The organism is Variovorax sp. GW821-FHT10D07, assembly GCF_059415325.1.
Genome location: NZ_JBWKMZ010000003.1, coordinates 536,356 through 553,028, shown reverse-complemented (window position 1 = coordinate 553,028; position 16,673 = coordinate 536,356). Strand labels below are relative to the sequence as shown.

Annotated in this window: 15 protein-coding genes; 7 read left to right on the top strand and 8 right to left on the bottom strand. The window is 69.0% G+C overall.

What is annotated here, in order from left to right:
- Nucleotides 1-11: 11 nt before the first annotated feature.
- The gene (locus AC07PU_RS12945; RefSeq protein ID WP_495317923.1) at nt 12-785 is read right to left on the bottom strand and encodes an SDR family oxidoreductase; all 774 of its coding nucleotides are present in this window, start codon (nt 783-785) and stop codon (nt 12-14) included.
- Between the two features lie 149 nt (nt 786-934).
- On the opposite strand from AC07PU_RS12945, the gene AC07PU_RS12940 reads away from it, so the two are divergent.
- A complete protein-coding gene (locus AC07PU_RS12940; RefSeq protein WP_495317921.1) occupies nt 935-1,906 on the top strand; it encodes a LysR family transcriptional regulator in 972 nt (323 codons plus the stop codon).
- Here AC07PU_RS12940 and AC07PU_RS12935 read toward each other — a convergent pair.
- Nucleotides 1,854-2,810 (bottom strand): LysR family transcriptional regulator, encoded by a 957-nt coding sequence (locus AC07PU_RS12935; RefSeq protein WP_296776756.1) that lies wholly within the window; start codon nt 2,808-2,810, stop codon nt 1,854-1,856. The genes AC07PU_RS12940 and AC07PU_RS12935 overlap by 53 nt on opposite strands.
- Before the next feature lie 110 nt (nt 2,811-2,920).
- Between AC07PU_RS12935 and ilvD the strand changes: the two genes are divergently transcribed.
- Complete coding sequence (gene ilvD / locus AC07PU_RS12930) at nt 2,921-4,615, top strand: dihydroxy-acid dehydratase (RefSeq protein WP_495317919.1); 1,695 nt, start codon at nt 2,921-2,923, stop codon at nt 4,613-4,615.
- 10 nt (nt 4,616-4,625) lie between these two features.
- On the opposite strand, the gene AC07PU_RS12925 is transcribed toward ilvD, so the two are convergent.
- Both AC07PU_RS12925 and AC07PU_RS12920 read right to left on the bottom strand, forming a co-directional pair.
- The gene (locus AC07PU_RS12925; protein ID WP_495317917.1) at nt 4,626-6,317 is read right to left on the bottom strand and encodes an SMI1/KNR4 family protein; all 1,692 of its coding nucleotides are present in this window, start codon (nt 6,315-6,317) and stop codon (nt 4,626-4,628) included.
- 91 nt (nt 6,318-6,408) lie between these two features.
- A complete protein-coding gene (locus tag AC07PU_RS12920) occupies nt 6,409-6,663 on the bottom strand; it encodes a TIGR04438 family Trp-rich protein (protein WP_093342394.1) in 255 nt (84 codons plus the stop codon).
- 124 nt (nt 6,664-6,787) lie between these two features.
- Here AC07PU_RS12920 and AC07PU_RS12915 point away from each other — a divergent pair, with 124 nt between their 5' ends.
- Complete coding sequence (locus AC07PU_RS12915; protein ID WP_495317915.1) at nt 6,788-7,093, top strand: c-type cytochrome; 306 nt, start codon at nt 6,788-6,790, stop codon at nt 7,091-7,093.
- Between the two features lie 9 nt (nt 7,094-7,102).
- Here AC07PU_RS12915 and AC07PU_RS12910 read toward each other — a convergent pair whose 3' ends face one another.
- Nucleotides 7,103-7,606 carry a LapA family protein gene (locus AC07PU_RS12910; RefSeq protein ID WP_495317913.1) on the bottom strand — a complete coding sequence of 168 codons (504 nt, stop codon included), beginning with the start codon at nt 7,604-7,606 and terminating at the stop codon, nt 7,103-7,105.
- A gap of 150 nt (nt 7,607-7,756) precedes the next feature.
- Complete coding sequence (acs, locus tag AC07PU_RS12905; RefSeq protein ID WP_495317911.1) at nt 7,757-9,754, bottom strand: acetate--CoA ligase; 1,998 nt, start codon at nt 9,752-9,754, stop codon at nt 7,757-7,759.
- Nucleotides 9,755-9,927: 173 nt separating this feature from the next.
- On the opposite strand from acs, the gene AC07PU_RS12900 reads away from it, so the two are divergent.
- The gene (locus AC07PU_RS12900; RefSeq protein WP_093344195.1) at nt 9,928-10,554 is read left to right on the top strand and encodes a YqhA family protein; all 627 of its coding nucleotides are present in this window, start codon (nt 9,928-9,930) and stop codon (nt 10,552-10,554) included.
- Nucleotides 10,555-10,561: 7 nt separating this feature from the next.
- Here AC07PU_RS12900 and AC07PU_RS12895 read toward each other — a convergent pair whose 3' ends face one another.
- A complete protein-coding gene (locus AC07PU_RS12895; protein WP_208510523.1) occupies nt 10,562-11,479 on the bottom strand; it encodes a LysR family transcriptional regulator in 918 nt (305 codons plus the stop codon).
- Between the two features lie 113 nt (nt 11,480-11,592).
- Between AC07PU_RS12895 and AC07PU_RS12890 the strand changes: the two genes are divergently transcribed.
- Nucleotides 11,593-12,210, top strand: a complete 618-nt coding sequence (locus tag AC07PU_RS12890) for an NAD(P)-dependent oxidoreductase (protein WP_495317908.1) — start codon at nt 11,593-11,595, stop codon at nt 12,208-12,210.
- 64 nt (nt 12,211-12,274) lie between these two features.
- On the opposite strand, the gene fumC is transcribed toward AC07PU_RS12890, so the two are convergent.
- Nucleotides 12,275-13,672 carry a class II fumarate hydratase gene (fumC, locus tag AC07PU_RS12885; protein ID WP_093344199.1) on the bottom strand — a complete coding sequence of 466 codons (1,398 nt, stop codon included), beginning with the start codon at nt 13,670-13,672 and terminating at the stop codon, nt 12,275-12,277.
- A gap of 527 nt (nt 13,673-14,199) precedes the next feature.
- On the opposite strand from fumC, the gene proV reads away from it, so the two are divergent.
- Together proV and proW are read left to right on the top strand one after the other, a co-directional pair.
- Nucleotides 14,200-15,462: a glycine betaine/L-proline ABC transporter ATP-binding protein ProV gene (proV, locus tag AC07PU_RS12880; protein WP_208511360.1), complete on the top strand. Its 1,263-nt coding sequence runs from the start codon at nt 14,200-14,202 to the stop codon at nt 15,460-15,462.
- A gap of 28 nt (nt 15,463-15,490) precedes the next feature.
- Nucleotides 15,491-16,672: a glycine betaine/L-proline ABC transporter permease ProW gene (gene proW / locus AC07PU_RS12875; protein WP_495317905.1), complete on the top strand. Its 1,182-nt coding sequence runs from the start codon at nt 15,491-15,493 to the stop codon at nt 16,670-16,672.
- Nucleotide 16,673 lies beyond the last annotated feature (1 nt).

Genomic DNA, 16,673 nt, shown 5'->3' with positions numbered 1-16,673 from the left:
GGTGCGATGCGTCAGCGCGTGGTGTAGCCGCCGTTGGCGAAGATGGTCTGGCCGGTGATCCACCAGCCCTCGGTGACCAGGAAGCGCACGATGGGCGCGATGTCCTCGATGTCGGTCAGGCCCTTCTTCGAGAACTTGCTGAGCGCGGCGGCGCTGCTGTGGTAGTCCACCGCCTCCTTGCTCTCCTGGCCGTAGAAGAACGGCGTGTCCATCGGGCCCGGGCCGATCGCGTTGACCGAGATGCCGCGGTCGCCGAACTCCTTGGAAGCGGCGCGCGTGTAGTGCTCCACCGCGGCCTTCGAGCCCGGGTAGATCGCATAGAACGGCGTGTAGGCCGCGAGCAGCGAGCTCACGATCGTGACGATGCTGCCGCCCTCGGCCAGCGTGCGGCCGGCCTGCTGGATGAAGAAGAAGGCGGCCTTGGCATTGGCGTCGAAGCTCTTGTCGTAGTCGGCTTCGGTGACGTCGAGGATCGGCTTCTTGATGACCACGCCCGCGGTGTTGATCGCGATGTCGACCTGGCCGAACTGCTTGACGGCCTGGTCGAACAGCTTGACGTTGTTCTCGACCACCGCGAGGTCGCCCTGCACCAGCAGGGTGTCGGCGCCCTTGGCCTTGAGGGCGGCGGCGGTCTTCTCGGCATCGGCGCGCGAGCTGTCGCTGTTGTAGTGGATGGCGACGCCGCGCACGCCCCCGTCGACCAGCTGTTTGGCGACGAGCGCGCCGAGGTTCTTGCCGCCGCCGGCGATGACGGCGACCTTGTTCTTCAATGTGCGTGCGGACATGGAAATCTCCTGGGTTGAAAGCCATTGATGTGTGACACGAGGCGCAGTGTATTGATCGCCAGACGGCCGATAAATAGGCAATTCGAGGCTAGACTGTTTGGAAATCCACGAACAATCGGCCGCCCTCGCGCCAGACCCGGACCCTTCTCATGGACCGCATCGACCTCCTCCAGGTCTTCCTGCGCGTGGCCGAATCCGGCAGCTTCACGCGCGCGGCCGACCGCCTCGGCCTGCCGCGCGCCACCATCTCGACCGCGGTGCAGCAGCTCGAGGCACGGCTGGGCTCGCGGCTGCTCCACCGCACCACGCGGCGCGTGGGCCTCACGCCCGACGGCGAGGTGCTGCTCGAGCGCGCCCGCGCGCTGGTGGCCGACATGGACGACCTCGAGCAGCAGTTCCTGCCCACGCACGGCAGCGTGGGCGGGCGGCTCAAGGTCGACGTGCCCAGCCGCATCGCGCGGCTGCTGATCGCGCCCGCGCTGCCGGACTTCTTCGCGCGCTATCCAGCGCTCGAGCTCGAACTCGGCTCGAGCGACCGCGCGGTCGACCTGGTGCACGAGGGCGTGGACTGCGCGCTGCGCGTGGGGCCGCTGGCCAGCAGCAGCCTGGTGGCGCGGCCGCTCGGGCACTTCACGCTGGTCAACTGCGCGAGCCCGGCCTACCTGGCGCGGCACGGCACGCCGCGCACGCCGGCCGAGCTGCCGCAGCACCTGGCGGTGAACTACGCCTCGCCGACCAGCGGCCGCGCGGCGCCCTGGGAATGGCAGCGCGACGGCGAGACCGCCTCGCTGCGCATGCGCAGCCAGGTGACGGCCAACAACGCCGAGACCTACATCGCCTGCGCGCTCGCGGGCCTGGGGCTGATCCAGATCCCGCTGTACGACGTGCGCACGCAGCTCGCGGCCGGCGAGCTGATCGAGCTGATGCCCGACGCGCGCGCCGAGCCGCTGCCGGTGCACCTGGTGTATCCGCACCGGCGCAACCTGTCGCGGCGCATGCAGGCCTTCGCGGGCTGGCTCGAGACGCTGCTGGCCTCGGCCCTCGATGGACCGCCGCCCGCTCCCGCCGCTATTTCGCGCCGCGCGCGGCCGCCGGCTGGCGCTCCTGCACGAACGCGATGAAGCGCTCGAGCGCCGGGTTGGCGGCCTCGGCCGGCCACACCAGGCTGGTTTCGCAGCGCGGCAGCACCGGCACCGCGCGGCGCCGGCCGACGGGCGCGAACTCGTCGGCGCCGCGGTAGACCACGCCCGCGCGGCGGAACTGCGTGACGCTCTCGGGCACCCAGGCCACGCCGATGCCGCCCGAAACCAGGTTGACGATGGTCTGCATCTGGATCGCCTCCTGTGCCAGCTGCGGCGCGCGCCCGGCCGCGTGGTAGAGCGCGAAGACCGCGTCGTGCAGCGAAGGCACGATGCGGCGCGGAAAGATCACCAGCGGCTCGGCCAGCACCTCGGCCAGCGGCAGCTTCTCGGCGCTCGCGAGCGCATGCCGCTGCGGCAGCGCCAGCACCAGCGGCTCCTGCGACACCGCCAGCCGCGCCAGCCCCGGCGGCGCGGCGCCCGGCGAATGCAGCATCAGGCCGGCATCGATCTCGCCGCGCGCGAAGGCCTCGAGCTGCACGTCGCCCGTGGCCTCGACCAGCTCGAGCGCCACCTCGGGACAGAGCACGCGGAACTCGCGCACCCAGTCGGGCAGCTGCTCGAAGCCCACGGTCGAGACGAAGGCGATGCGCACCCGGCCCACCTGCCCGGCCGCGGCCGCGCGGGCGCGCGCCGGCAGCGCCTGGGCGCGCGCCAGCAGCTCGCGCACGTCGGGCAGCAGCGCCTCGCCGGCCGGCGTGAGCGCCACCCGGCGCCGCGTGCGGTCGAACAGCACCACGCCCAGGGTCTTCTCGAGCTGGGCGATGGCCTGCGTGACCGGCGGCTGGGTCATGTGCAGGCGCTGTGCGGCGCGGCCGAAATGCAGTTCCTCGGCCACGGCCACGAACTGGCGCCAGGCCCGCAGGTCGATCAGGCTTTCATTCATATGCCAAGCATATCAATCGGCCTCTCAAAATGGATTGGAAGCAATCAATCAGAAGTCCGATACTTGGCGCTCCCCGGTTTTCCCTCCCCACGATCGAAGAGACACCCACCATGGACACCAAGCCAATCCAGATCAATCGCCGCAGCGCCAACATCGTCGAAGGCAAGAGCCGCGCGCCCAACCGCTCGATGTTCTACGCGATGGGCTACGAGGAAGGCGACTTCAAGAAGCCGATGGTCGGCGTCGCCAACGGCCACAGCACCATCACGCCCTGCAACTCGGGCCTGCAGAAGCTGGCCGACGCGGCCATCGCGGGCATCGAGGAAGCCGGCGGCAACGCGCAGGTGTTCGGCACCCCCACCATCTCCGACGGCATGGCCATGGGCACCGAAGGCATGAAGTACTCGCTGGTGAGCCGCGAGGTCATCTCCGACTGCATCGAGACCTGCGTCGGCGGCCAGTGGATGGACGGCGTGCTGGTGGTCGGCGGCTGCGACAAGAACATGCCCGGCGGCCTGATGGGCATGCTGCGCGCCAACGTGCCCGCCATCTACGTCTACGGCGGCACCATCCTGCCGGGCCGCTACAAGGGCCAGGACCTCAACATCGTCAGCGTGTTCGAGGCCGTGGGCCAGAACGCCGCCGGCAACATGAGCGACGAGGACCTGCACGAGATCGAGAAGCGCGCCATCCCCGGCACCGGCTCCTGCGGCGGCATGTACACGGCCAACACCATGTCGAGCGCCTTCGAGGCCCTCGGCATCTCGCTGCCCTACTCGTCGACCATGGCGAACCCGCACGACGAGAAGGCCAACTCGGCCAAGGAATCGGCCAAGGTGCTGATCGAGGCGATCAAGAAGGACCTGAAGCCGCGCGACATCGTGACCAAGAAGGCGATCGAGAACGCGGTGGCCGTGATCATGGCCACGGGCGGCTCGACCAACGCGGTGCTGCACTTCCTCGCGATCGCGCACGCGGCCGAGGTGGAATGGACCATCGACGATTTCGAGCGCATGCGCAAGAAGGTGCCGGTGATCTGCGACCTGAAGCCCTCGGGCAAGTACCTCGCGGTCGACCTGCACCAGGCCGGCGGCATTCCGCAGGTCATGAAGGTGCTGCTCAACGCCGGCCTGCTGCATGGCGACTGCGTCACCATCAGCGGCCAGACCATCGCCGAAGTGCTTAAGGACGTGCCCGACGTGCCGCGCGCCGACCAGGACGTGATCCGCCCGATCGACAAGCCGATGTACGAAGAAGGCCACCTGGCCATCCTCAAGGGCAACCTGTCGCCCGAAGGCGCGGTCGCCAAGATCACCGGCCTCAAGAACCCGGTCATCACCGGCCCGGCGCGCGTGTTCGACGACGAGCAGTCGGCGCTCAAGGCCATCCTCGACGGCAAGATCGTGGCCGGCGACGTGATGGTGCTGCGCTACCTCGGCCCCAAGGGCGGCCCGGGCATGCCCGAGATGCTGGCGCCCACGGGCGCGCTGATCGGCGCGGGCCTCGGCGAGAGCGTGGGCCTGATCACCGACGGCCGCTTCTCGGGCGGCACCTGGGGCATGGTGGTGGGCCACGTGGCGCCCGAAGCGGCGGCCGGCGGCACCATCGCCTTCGTCCACGAGGGCGACTCGATCACCATCGATGCGCATGCGCTCAAGCTCGAGCTCAACGTGCCCGAGGCCGAGATCGCCAAGCGCCGCGAAGGCTGGAAGGCCCCGGCCCCGCGCTACACGCGCGGCGTGCAGGCCAAGTTCGCGTTCAACGCCTCGAGCGCGAGCTCGGGCGCGGTGCTCGACAAGTTCTGAAGCCCGGCGTTCAGGCCGTGGCGGCCGATGGCTGCCACGGCTTGGCCACGTCCTCGTAGCCGATGGACTTCGGGCGCAGGCACGGCAGCAGGTCGTCGACGCTCCCGAAGCGCAGCAACTCGCGCGGCGGGCCGCGGTCCAGGTCGTCCACGACCAGCACGGCCGGGGCCTGCGCGGCGCTGTCGCGGTAGTCGAGCATGACCACCCGGCCGTGGTCGGCCTCGAGCACCACGAGGCGCTGCGGCGCGTCGAAGCCTTGCTTCCACGGCGTTTCGCCCGGCGGGAACACGATGCGGTCCGACAGCTCGGCCAGGGTCGCGAGGTACTCCATCGGCATCAGGTAGCGCAAGGCCTCGCTGTACGGCTGGCCCTCGCCGTCGGCGATGTCGACCCAGCGGCACGAGACGCCGCCGCCGTTCTTCACGCGCCACAGCGCCACGAGCGCGCCCGGCAGCCGCACGCCCAGCCGCGCCTCGGTCTGCGCGATCAGCGCATCGTCGGCCGTCAGTTGCGGCTCGGAACCGTCCTTGCGCTGCGCCGCGTTGAGGTAGAAGAAATGAGGCTGCGCCTCGCCCCAGAACATCGGCGCGCGCCATTCTTCCGGCGCCTCGCCCAGCGGTGGGCCCAGATCGCGCGCGACCGTTCGCGCCACGCCCCGCTCCGGGCGCACGCGCCGCAGCGCCGCGAGGAAATCGTCGAAGTTCTCGAAGGCGATGTCGACCGGCTCCACGCCCGGCTGGCGGTCGAAGTCCGCGATCAGCACCCGCGCCTGCGACCCGCGCGTGAAGTCGAGCAGGGTCATGTCGCCATAGCGGGCCTGCAGCACCACCAGCTTGTCGGCGCCGGCCGGCACGTCCTCGGGCTCGTGCGTGAAGTCCTCGTAGTGCTCGGCCACGGTGCGCAGCTTGTCCACGGCCGCGAGGCTCGAATAGTCGATGGAGAAGGCGCCGCGCCAGTCGTCGTAGAACGGGCCGGCATCGCGCTTCAACGGCACGTAGAGCCAGCCCACGTAGCCGCCGTTCATCCGGCCATAGAGCCGGCGCAGCGTGTCGGGCAGGCGAAAACCCAGCCGCGCCTCGGCGGCCGCGAGCATGGCTTCGCTGGCCGCGAACGGCGGCTTCTCGACCGGCGTGCCGCGCTGCGCGAGCGCTTCGCGCGCGGCGTTCTTGCGCCAGTAGCCGGGGGACTCGAAGAAGGTGTCGGGGTTCAGCGGCGTCGGGTCGATGTCGAGTTCGGGCTCGGTCTCCGCTGCGGGTGATACGGGCGATGGCGTGGCAGCCACGGGCTCGGGCGCCGCGGCCTCGAGCCGGATGATCGCCGCGCTCACGGCGACCGCCAGCACGAACAGCACCGCGGCCCACTGCACATCGGCGCCCGAGAACGCGGCGATAGTCGCGGCCGGCGCCAGCAGCATGCTCAGGCCCAGCCCGAGCAGGTAGAACACGCCCGCGAGCACCGCCTGGATCGGCAGCGTCACGAGCGCCGACAGCACGATCCGCTTCGCGCCGCCGAGCCGCCAGGCCAAGGTCCAGGCATTCCACTTGCCGAGCGCATAGAGCACGGTGAACAGCGGCGTCGCCAGCAGCACGATCCATGGCGAGCGATGCAGCCAGCCGGCCGCGCCCATGGCCAGCACGATCAGCAAGCCCATGGCGATCCGCAGCACGGGTGCGAGCCCGCTCGACGGCATGCGTGTGGTCATTTCGATCCTCCCCGATGAAGCGCCGCGATGCATGCGGCGCGTCGGAAGAGTTTCACATGCGGACCACGGCGGGCCCGTCAGCGCAGAGGAGTCAGCGGCGTGGGCGCGATCCGCTGCCTGTCTTCAGGCCCATGTTGGTCTTCTGCCGGTCGATGCGCGCCTGGCGGCGCGCATCCTCGCGCTCGACCACCTTGCGCTTGGTGTAGCCCGAGGCATCGGCCCAGGCCCACCAGGCCATGGCGAGCGCGAAGGGAATCAGCACGATCCACCAGCTCCAGGTGGCGACCGGGCCGACTTCGAAGTATTTGAGGGCCACGCCCAGAATGCCCAGCACCAGAAACCACATCGCGAATCCCTTCGGGTCGTGTCGCGCGATGCGGTCGCACGCCGGTGGTCGGTGCTCCCTACAATCATCGCGTTGAGCCGTCGAATGTAACTCAGCCCTTACATAAACAGAGAATCCGATCCCCATGAAAAGAGCCCTGCTGTTCGCGACCCTGGCCCTCGGCCTGGCAGCCCCCGCCTTCGCCGACCTGGCGCTGGCCACCTCGAAGAACTGCATGAGCTGTCATGCGGTCGAGCGCAAGGTGCTCGGCCCCTCGTTCAAGGACGTGGCGGCCAAATACAAGGACAACGCGGGCGCGGCCGACATGCTGGCCGGCAAGATCATCAAGGGCGGTTCGGGCGTGTGGGGCCCGGTGCCGATGCCGGCCAACAACCAGGTCAGCGAAGCCGACGCGAAGAAGCTCGCGTCCTGGATCCTGTCGACGAAGTAAGGCCGGTCCTCAGACCCGCGGATCGAGTTCCACGGGCAGCGAAGGCCGGCGCTCGATGCGATCCTCGAGCTGGCCGATGTGCGCGGCCAGCGTGTTGTCGGACTGGTCCGAACGCAGCCGCACCGCGGCCTCGAGCTGGTCGATGCGCGCCAGCAGCGCCGTCTGGCGGTCGGCGTTCTGCGCCATGTGCTGGTTCTCCTGCGCCTGCAGGAAGTTGCGCAGCTCGGTGAAGCGCGAGGCCTCGGCCTTGTCGGCCAGGTCGCGCTGCACCTGCATCTCCTTGGTGTGGCGCTTGGTGTCGAGCAGCACCGAGCTGTGCAGGTACAGCACGTAGACCAGGAAGAAGGCCGCCAGCACCACGGTGAGCCCCAGCATGATCAGGCCCAGCGGCGCCGAGACGGTCATGAAGCCCAGCCACACGTCGGTGGGCGTGGCCAGCGTGCCCCAGTTGAGCGCGGCCAGCGCCGCGATCAGCAGCACGATGACGAACAGGAAAGCGGATCTCACGCCCATGGGGGCCTCCTTCGGAAAGATCGAACACGTTGGGAACCCGCGCGCTTCGAGGCGCGCGGTGGTGCCAGCGGTTTTACCTCAGCGAAGGGGCCTGCCCGGCCCTCGGCCCGGCACTGACGCCCCTGTCCTACAGCAGGAATGCCGCGTCGCTCAGTTCGTCTGCGACAACTGATCGAGGATCGCCGGGTTCTCGAGCGTCGAGGTGTCCTGCGTGATCGCCTCGCCCTTGGCGATGCTGCGCAGCAGCCGCCGCATGATCTTGCCGCTGCGCGTCTTGGGCAGGTTGTCGCCGAAGCGGATGTCCTTGGGCTTGGCGATCGGCCCGATCTCCTTGGCCACCCAGTTGCGCAACTCGGTGGCGATCTGTTTCGCCTCCTCGCCGGTCGGGCGCGCGCGCTTGAGCACCACGAAGGCGCAGATCGCCTCGCCCGTCAGGTCGTCGGGACGCCCCACCACCGCGGCCTCGGCCACGAGGTCGGTCTTGGACACCAGCGCCGACTCGATCTCCATCGTGCCCAGCCGGTGGCCCGAGACATTGAGCACGTCGTCGATGCGGCCCGTGATGCGGAAGTAGCCGCGGTCGGCGCTGCGCACCGCGCCGTCACCGGCCAGATAGATCGTGCCGCCCATCTCTTCTGGGAAGTAGCTCTTCTTGAAGCGCTCGGGGTCGTTCCAGATGGTGCGGATCATCGAGGGCCAGGGCCGCTTGATCACCAGCATGCCGCCCGCGCCATTGGGCAGGTCCTTGCCGGTCTCGTCCACGATCGCAGCCATGATGCCCGGCAGCGGCAAGGTGCACGAGCCCGGCACCAGCGGCGTGGCGCCCGGCAGCGGCGTGATCACGTGGCCGCCGGTCTCGGTCTGCCAGAAGGTGTCGACGATCGGGCAGCGCTCGCCGCCGATATTGCGGTGGTACCACATCCAGGCCTCGGGATTGATCGGCTCGCCGACCGAGCCGAGGATGCGCAGGCTCGTGAGGTCCCAGTTCTTCGGATGCACCTTCTCGTCGCCCTCGGCCGCCTTGATCAGCGAGCGGATCGCGGTGGGCGCGGTATAGAACACGCTGACCTTGTGCTTTTCGATCATCTGCCAGAAGCGGCCCGCGTGCGGGAAGGTGGGGATGCCCTCGAACACCACCTGGGTGGCGCCGGCCGCGAGCGGGCCGTAGGCGACGTAGGTGTGGCCGGTGATCCAGCCGATGTCGGCGGTGCACCAGAACACGTCCTCGGGACGAATGTCGAAGGTCCAGTCCATCGTCATCTTGGCCCACAGCAGGTAGCCGCCGGTGGCGTGCTGCACGCCCTTGGGCTTGCCGGTGGAGCCCGAGGTGTAGAGGATGAACAGCGGATGCTCGGCATTCACCGGCTCGGGCGCGCACTCGGTGCTCTGGCCGGCCAGCGCCTCGGCGAAGGTCTTGTCGCGGCCCTCGACGCGGTGCCAGGCCGAGGCCGTGCGCTCGAACACGAACACGGTCTTGATCGACTCGCAGCCGCCGAGCGCGATGCCGTCGTCGACGATGGCCTTGAGGGGCAGTTCCTTGCCGCCGCGCAGCTGGAAGTTGGCGGTGATGACCGCGACCGCGCCGGCGTCGATGATGCGTTCCTGCAGCGCCTTGGCCGAGAAGCCGCCGAACACCACGCTGTGGGTGGCGCCGATGCGCGCGCAGGCCTGCATTGCGATCACGCCCTCGACCGTCATCGGCATGTAGACGATGACGCGGTCGCCCTTCTTGATGCCGGAGGCCTTGAGCGCATTGGCGAACTGGCTCACGCGTGCGAGCAGTTCCTTGTAGGTGACCTGGGTGACGGTGCCGTCGTCGGCTTCGAAGACGATGGCGGTCTTGTTCTCCACTGGCGTGCCGATGTGGCGGTCGAGGCAGTTGGCGCTGGCGTTGAGTTCGCCGTCGCCGAACCATTGGTAGAACGGCGCGTTCGACTCGTCGAGGATCTTGCTGAAGGGCTTCGTCCACTGCAGGTGGGTCGTGGCCTGGCGGCTCCAGAAGCCTTCGAAGTCCTGTTCCGCTTCCTTGCACAGGGCGTCGTAAGCGGCCATGCCGGAAATGCGGGCGCCTTGCGTGGCGCGGGCATCGGGCGGGAACACGCGGTTCTCGACCAGGACGGATTCAATGTTCTTCGATGCGCTGCTCATGTCTCGTGTCTCCTGGATGAATTGCGGCCGTAATGTCGGCGCGACCACTTACGGGCCACTGACGCCGAACCGGCGTGCTGCTGACGGACCCCCGATGTTAGAGCGGGGGGTTATCACGAGTGCGTCACCGGGACACCCCTAGAATCGCGCTCCCCGTCACACACGCCCCCTCGATGTCCTCCCCCGACCCCTTCGATCCCCGGAACATGCCCGTTCACGCCCGCACCTCTCCGTTGCGCCCGCTGCCACGGCTGATCTTCGCGAGCCGCTGGCTCCAGCTGCCGCTGTACCTGGGACTGATCGTGGCGCAGGCGGTCTACGTGGTGCATTTCCTGGTCGAGCTGCTGCACCTGGTCGAGGCCGCATTCGGCAGCCAGACCGCGCTGCAGGCGCTGATCAACAGCATCGGCTACAAGACCACTGCGCCGGTGGCCGCGCTCAACGAGACGGTGATCATGCTGGTGGTGCTGGCGCTGATCGACGTGGTGATGATCTCGAACCTGCTGATCATGGTGATCGTGGGCGGCTACGAGACCTTCGTGAGCCGCATGGACCTCGAAGGCCACCGCGACCAGCCCGAGTGGCTGAGCCATGTGAACGCCTCGGTGCTCAAGGTCAAGCTGGCCACCGCCATCATCGGCATCAGCTCGATCCACCTGCTCAAGACCTTCATCAACGCCGACAACTACACCGACAAGGTGCTGATCGCGCAGACGGTGATCCACGTCGCCTTCCTGCTCTCGGCCATGGCCATCGCCTTCACCGACCGGCTGATGGCGCATCCTCCGGCCGACCACTGAGCTTCGTTCAGGCCGCCAGCGGCAGGTCCCAGGCCGGCACTTCGGTGAAGCGCTGCGCCAGGAAGTCGAGCATGGTGCGCAAGGTGGCCGGCATGTGCTTGCGCGAGGTGTAGACCGCGTACATGCCCACCACCTGCGGCTCGAAATCGGGGAACAGCGGCACCAGCTCCCCGCCGTGCACGAGCTGCGCCGTCAGGTAGGTCGGCAGCATCGCGATGCCCGCGCCCGCGCGCGCCAGGCACATCAGGCTGGCCGCATCGTTGGCCGACACGTTGCCGTCCACGGCCACCGACACCGGCGCGCCGTCGCTCTTGCGCGTGAAGCTCCAGAGGCTGTGGCCGAAGTAGGAATGCGTGAGGCAGTTGCGCTGCGCCAGTTCGTCCACGCGCTGCGGCGTGCCGTGCTCGGCCAGGTAGGCCGGCGAGGCGCAGACCACCGAGCGGCAGTCCGTGAGCCGGCGCGCGATCAGGTTGGGATCGATCTCGGCCGCGGTGCGGATCGCGAGGTCGATGCGCTCGTCGACCAGGTTCACGGTGCGGTCGAGCAGCACCAGGTCGACCATCACGCCCGGATAGAGCCGCACGTAGTCGGCGATCGCATCGGCCAGTTGCGCCTGCGCGAACGAGGTGCCGGTGGTGATGCGCAACTGCCCGCGCGGCGCCTCGGCCGGATGGCGCACCGCGGCCTGCATGTCGCCCGCGAGCTCCAGCACCTGGCGGCAGCGCGGCAGCAGTTCCTCGCCCGCGGCCGTGAGGCTCAGGCGCCGGGTGGTGCGGTGCAGCAGCCGCGCGCCGGTCCATTGCTCGAGCTCGGCGACGTAGCGCGTGACCACGGGGCGCGACATGTCGAGCTTGTCGGCGGCGGCCGAGAGGCTGCCCGCGTCGACCACGGTCACGAAGACCCGCATTGCGTTGAGACGGTCCATTCGAACGATTTTAGGAATAAAGAAGCGCGAATTTCGAGGTATTTCTTTCGAAATGAGAAACCTAAGATGAGCCTCATCGCCCTCTTCCCACAGCTCGTTCCAAGGAGTCCTCCATGAGCCACATCGCCATCATCGGCGCCACCGGTCGCGCCGGCGGCCGCCTCCTCGAAGAAGCACTGCGCCGCGGCCACACGGTCACGGCCATCGCGCGCCATGCCAGCGCCAAGCTTTCCGACCGCGCCAACGTCAAGGCCGTCGACCTCGACGTGCTCGACGGCGCCGCGCTCGAGAAGGCTCTGGCCGGCCACGACGCCGTGTTCAGCGCCGCCCACTTCGCGACCGTGCCGCCCGCGGCCATCATCGAACCCGCGAAGCGCGCGGGCGTGAAGCGCCTGCTGGTGGTCGGCGGCGCCGGCAGCCTGTTCGCGGCACCGGGCCTCAAGGTCATCGAGACGCCGAACTTCCCCGAGGCCTACAAGGCCGAGGCCTCGGCCGGCGGCGTGTTCCTCGAGGCGCTGCGCGCCGAGAAGGAGCTCGACTGGACCTTCCTCTCGCCCTCGGCCGAATTCGTCGAAGGCGAACGCACCGGCAAGTTCCGCCTCGGCCAGAACGACCTGCTGGTCAGCGCCGAGGGCCGCAGCTGGATCAGCTTCGAGGACTACGCGATCGCCTTCATCGACGAGCTCGAGAAGCCGGCGCACTCGCGCCAGCGCTACACGATCGGGTACTGAGCTCGCCCCTCGCCAACGAAAAAAGGACCCTCGCGGGTCCTTTTTGCATTGGAGCCGATCGGGCTCAGCGACCGGTCATGTTCTCGGGCACCACCCACTGGTCGAACTGCTCGGCCGTGAGGTGGCCCGAGGCGATCGCGGCTTCGCGCAGGCTGGTGCCTTCCTTGTGCGCCTTCTTGGCGATGTAGGCCGACTTGTCGTAGCCGATGTGCGTGTTGAGCGCGGTCACCAGCATCAGCGAGCGCTGCACCAGCTCCGTGATGCGTTCGCGGTTCGGCTCGATGCCCACAGCGCAGTGGTCGTTGAAGCTCACCATGCCGTCGGCCAGCAGGCGCACGCTCTGCAGGAAGTTGTGGGCCACCATCGGGCGGAACACGTTGAGCTCGAAGTTGCCCGAGGCGCCACCGATGTTGATGGCGACGTCGTTGCCGAACACCTGCGCGGCCAGCATCGTGACGGCCTCGCTCTGGGTCGGGTTGACCTTGCCCGGCATGATCGACGAGCCCGGCTCGTTCTCGGGAATGCTCAGCTCGCCGATGCCGCTGCGCGGGCCGCTCGCGAGCCAGCGCACGTCGTTGGCGATCTTGTTCATGCTGGCGGCCAGGGTCTTGAGCGCGCCGTGGGCATGCACCAGCGCATCGACGCTGGCCATCGCCTCGAACTTGCTCGGCGCGGTCACGAACGGCAGGCCGGTGAGCTTCGCGAGCTCGGCCGCCACCTGCTCGGCATAGCCCTTGGGCGCGTTGAGGCCGGTGCCCACGGCCGTGCCGCCCAGCGCCAGTTCGCTCAGGTGCGGCAGCGCGGCGCGCACGTGCGCCTCGCCATGCGCGAGTTGCGCCACGTAGCCCGAGAACTCCTGGCCCAGGGTGAGCGGCGTGGCGTCCTGCAGGTGGGTGCGGCCGATCTTCACGATGTCGGCGAAGTCCTTCGACTTCTGCTCGAGCGTGCCGCGCAGCTTGGCGATGGCCGGCAGCAGCTTGTGGGTGATGGCCTCGACGGCCGCCACGTGCATCGCGGTCGGGAACACGTCGTTGCTCGACTGGCTGCGGTTCACGTCGTCGTTGGGATGCACCAGGCGCCCTTCGCCACGCTCGCCGCCCAGCAGTTCGCTCGCACGGTTGGCCAGCACCTCGTTGACGTTCATGTTGGTCTGCGTGCCCGAGCCGGTCTGCCAGACCACCAGCGGGAACTCGCCCGGGTGCTTGCCGGCGATGACCTCGTCGGCCGCGGCGACGATGGCATGGGTCTTCTTCTCGTCCTGCAGGCCCAGCGCGTGGTTGACCACGGCCGATGCGCGCTTGACCTGGGCCAGGGCCTTGATGATCTCGCGCGGCTGCTGCTCGCCCGAGATGTCGAAGTTCTGCAGCGAGCGCTGCGTTTGCGCGCCCCACAGCTTGTCGGCCGGCACGTCGATCGGTCCGAAGGTGTCGCGCTCGGCACGGGTCTTGGGGGAAGTCGTCATGAGAAAAGCTCCGCAGTCTTGAAAAGGGGTGCGCCCGCTCGCCGGACGCGGCCCCGAGTATCGCCCGATAAGAATGGCTCTCATCTGACGCGGCCATTGCGTTCCAGACTACAGCTGTTCGCAGGCGGCGGATTGACATGCTTCATGTCAAAAAGTTATAATCATCGTCTTTCGCGGACCTGCAAGTCATTACGAACCCGTTGCGAAATCCCGTTGCGGGATGACGCTGCAGCTCCCACCGGCACTACTCGCGGATCTTCGAATCCCGTCGCGGTGCAGGTTCTCCCGCCGGGCCCAGCCCGGCACACCGGCCGGATAGTTCCGGCCCCACTGCCACGTCACGCTTCTCCAGGCGGCGCCCCTCGACCAGGCCCGTTGCCCGCGAGCGAAGCATCCGTCGGGCACTGGTTTCGTCGCCACGTCGTCCTCAGTGCCTTCCGGCAGCCATCGGCTGATGGCGTGGCCGCTGCCGTCCCGCTTCCAGGCGGAACGGCACCCGTCCAACCTTCGCACAAGGAGCCCGGCATATGGCCAAAGGAATTCTCATCGACCACGTCTTCAAGGTCTTCGGCGACGCGCCCGAGGACGCGCTGGCGCTGGTGCGCCAAGGTCTGTCGAAGAAGGAGATCCTCGCGAAGACCGGCCAGTCGATCGGCGTGTTCGATGCCACCTTCGAGATCCAGGCCGGCGAGATCTTCGTGATCATGGGCCTGTCGGGCTCGGGCAAGTCGACGCTGGTGCGGCTGCTGAACCGGCTGATCGAGCCGACCGCGGGCCGCATCGTGATCGACGGCGCCGACATCAACGAACACTCCGACGCCCGGCTGCGCGCGCTGCGCCGCAAGGACATCAGCATGGTGTTCCAGTCCTTCGCGCTGATGCCGCACATGACGGTGCGCGAGAACACGGCCTTCGGGCTCGAGCTGTCGGGCACCGGCAAGAAGGAGCGCCTGGCGCAGGCCGACCTGGCGCTCGCGCAGGTGGGGCTGGCCGGCTGGGGCGACAGCTATCCCGACGAGCTCTCGGGCGGCATGCAGCAGCGCGTGGGCCTGGCGCGCGCGCTGGCCTCCGATCCCTCGATCCTGCTGATGGACGAGGCCTTCTCGGCGCTCGACCCGATCATCCGCACCGAGATGCAGTCCGAGCTGCTGCGGCTGCAACAGCAGCAGCGCCGCACCATCGTCTTCATCTCGCACGACCTCGACGAGGCGATGCGCATCGGCGACCGGATCGCGATCATGAAGGACGGCCAGGTGATCCAGGTCGGCACGCCCGACGAGATCCTGCGCTGCCCGGCCAACGACTACGTGCGCAGCTTCGTGCGCGGCGTGGACGCGGCGGCCGTGTTCAAGGCCGCCGACATCGCGCGCAAGCCGCTGACCGTGGTCTGCGAGCACCCCGAGCGCGGCGCCCGCGCGGCGCTCAAGCTGCTGGAGGACCAGGACCGCGACTTCGCCTACGTGACCAGCCCCGACCGGCGCTACCTCGGCACGGTCTCGGCCGACACGCTGCGCGCCGCGCTCGACGGCCATTCCGGACCGCTGGGCCTGCGCCATGCGTTCCTCGCCGACCTCGGCACGATCGAGGCCGACGCGCCCGTGGCCGGACTGATCGGCCAGGTCGGCCAGGCGCCCTGCGCGGTGCCGGTGGTGGCGGCCGACGGCCGCTTCTGCGGCGCGATCAGCAAGACCACGCTGCTGAAGTTCCTCGATCGCGACACGCCGCCGATCGATCCCGCGCTGCCGCCAGCCCCCGCCGCGAGCGCCGCCCCTGCCCATGTCCTGGCCTGAACCCGATTTCGAAGGAACCGCCGAGAAGATGAACGACACCACCCTGCCCTCCGACCTCGCCACCGCCAACGATGCCGCCGCCGCGCTGGCGCAACAGCCCGCGCCGGCGCCCGTCGCGCTCGACCCCTGGGAAGCCCTGTCGGCCGCGCCCGATCCCGCGGCCACCAGCGCCTGGCTCGACGCGCCCGTGCCGTCCGACGCCGCGCACCAGCTCGCCGGCCAGGCCGATGCCGCCGGCTTCCAGCTGCACCGCCTCTGGGACGGCTCGCTGCCGGTCGAGTCCTGGATCAACCAGGGCCTGGGCTGGGTGGTCGAGCATTTCCGCCCCTTCTTCCAGACCGTGCGGCTGCCGATCGACAGCACCCTGAACTCGGTGCAGAGCCTGCTGACCGGGTTGCCGACGCTCGCGATGATCGCGCTGATCGGCCTGCTGGCCTGGCAGTTCGCGGGCCGCGCGCTGGCCATCGGCAGCACCGTCGCGCTGCTGCTGGTCGCGATGCTGGGCATCTGGCCCGAGGCCATGGTCACGCTGTCGCTGGTGCTGACCTCGCTGGTCTTCTGCATGGTGATCGGCCTGCCGCTGGGCGTGCTGCTGGCCAGCAGCGACCGGGCCCAGCGCGTGATGCGCCCGGTGCTCGACGCGATGCAGACCACGCCGGCCTTCGTCTACCTGGTGCCGGTGGTGATGCTGTTCGGCATCGGCAACGTGCCGGGCGTGATCGTGACCATCGTGTTCGCGCTGGCGCCGCTGGTGCGCCTGACCAACCTGGGCCTGCGCCAGGTGCGGCCCGACCTGATCGAGGCCGCGCGCGCCTACGGCGCCTCGCCCTGGCAGATGCTGGTGAAGGTGAAGCTGCCGCTGGCCATGCCCTCGATCATGGCCGGCATCAACCAGGCGCTGATGCTGTCGCTGTCGATGGTGGTGATCGCCTCGATGATCGCCGTGGGCGGCCTGGGCCAGATGGTGCTGCGCGGCATCGGCCGGCTCGACATGGGCCTGGCCACCGTCGGCGGCCTGGGCATCGTGCTGCTCGCGATCTCGCTCGACCGGCTGACGCAGGCCATGGGCCGGCCGCGCCGCGGCGGCCAGCGCTGGTGGCATGGCGGGCCCGCGGGCCTGGCGCTGCGCACGCTGCAGCGCGCAGTGGCGCCGTCCGCATCGCGTGGCACGGAAGAAGCCGTGCCGGCCCTCTCGACCCAGACCCGCTGAA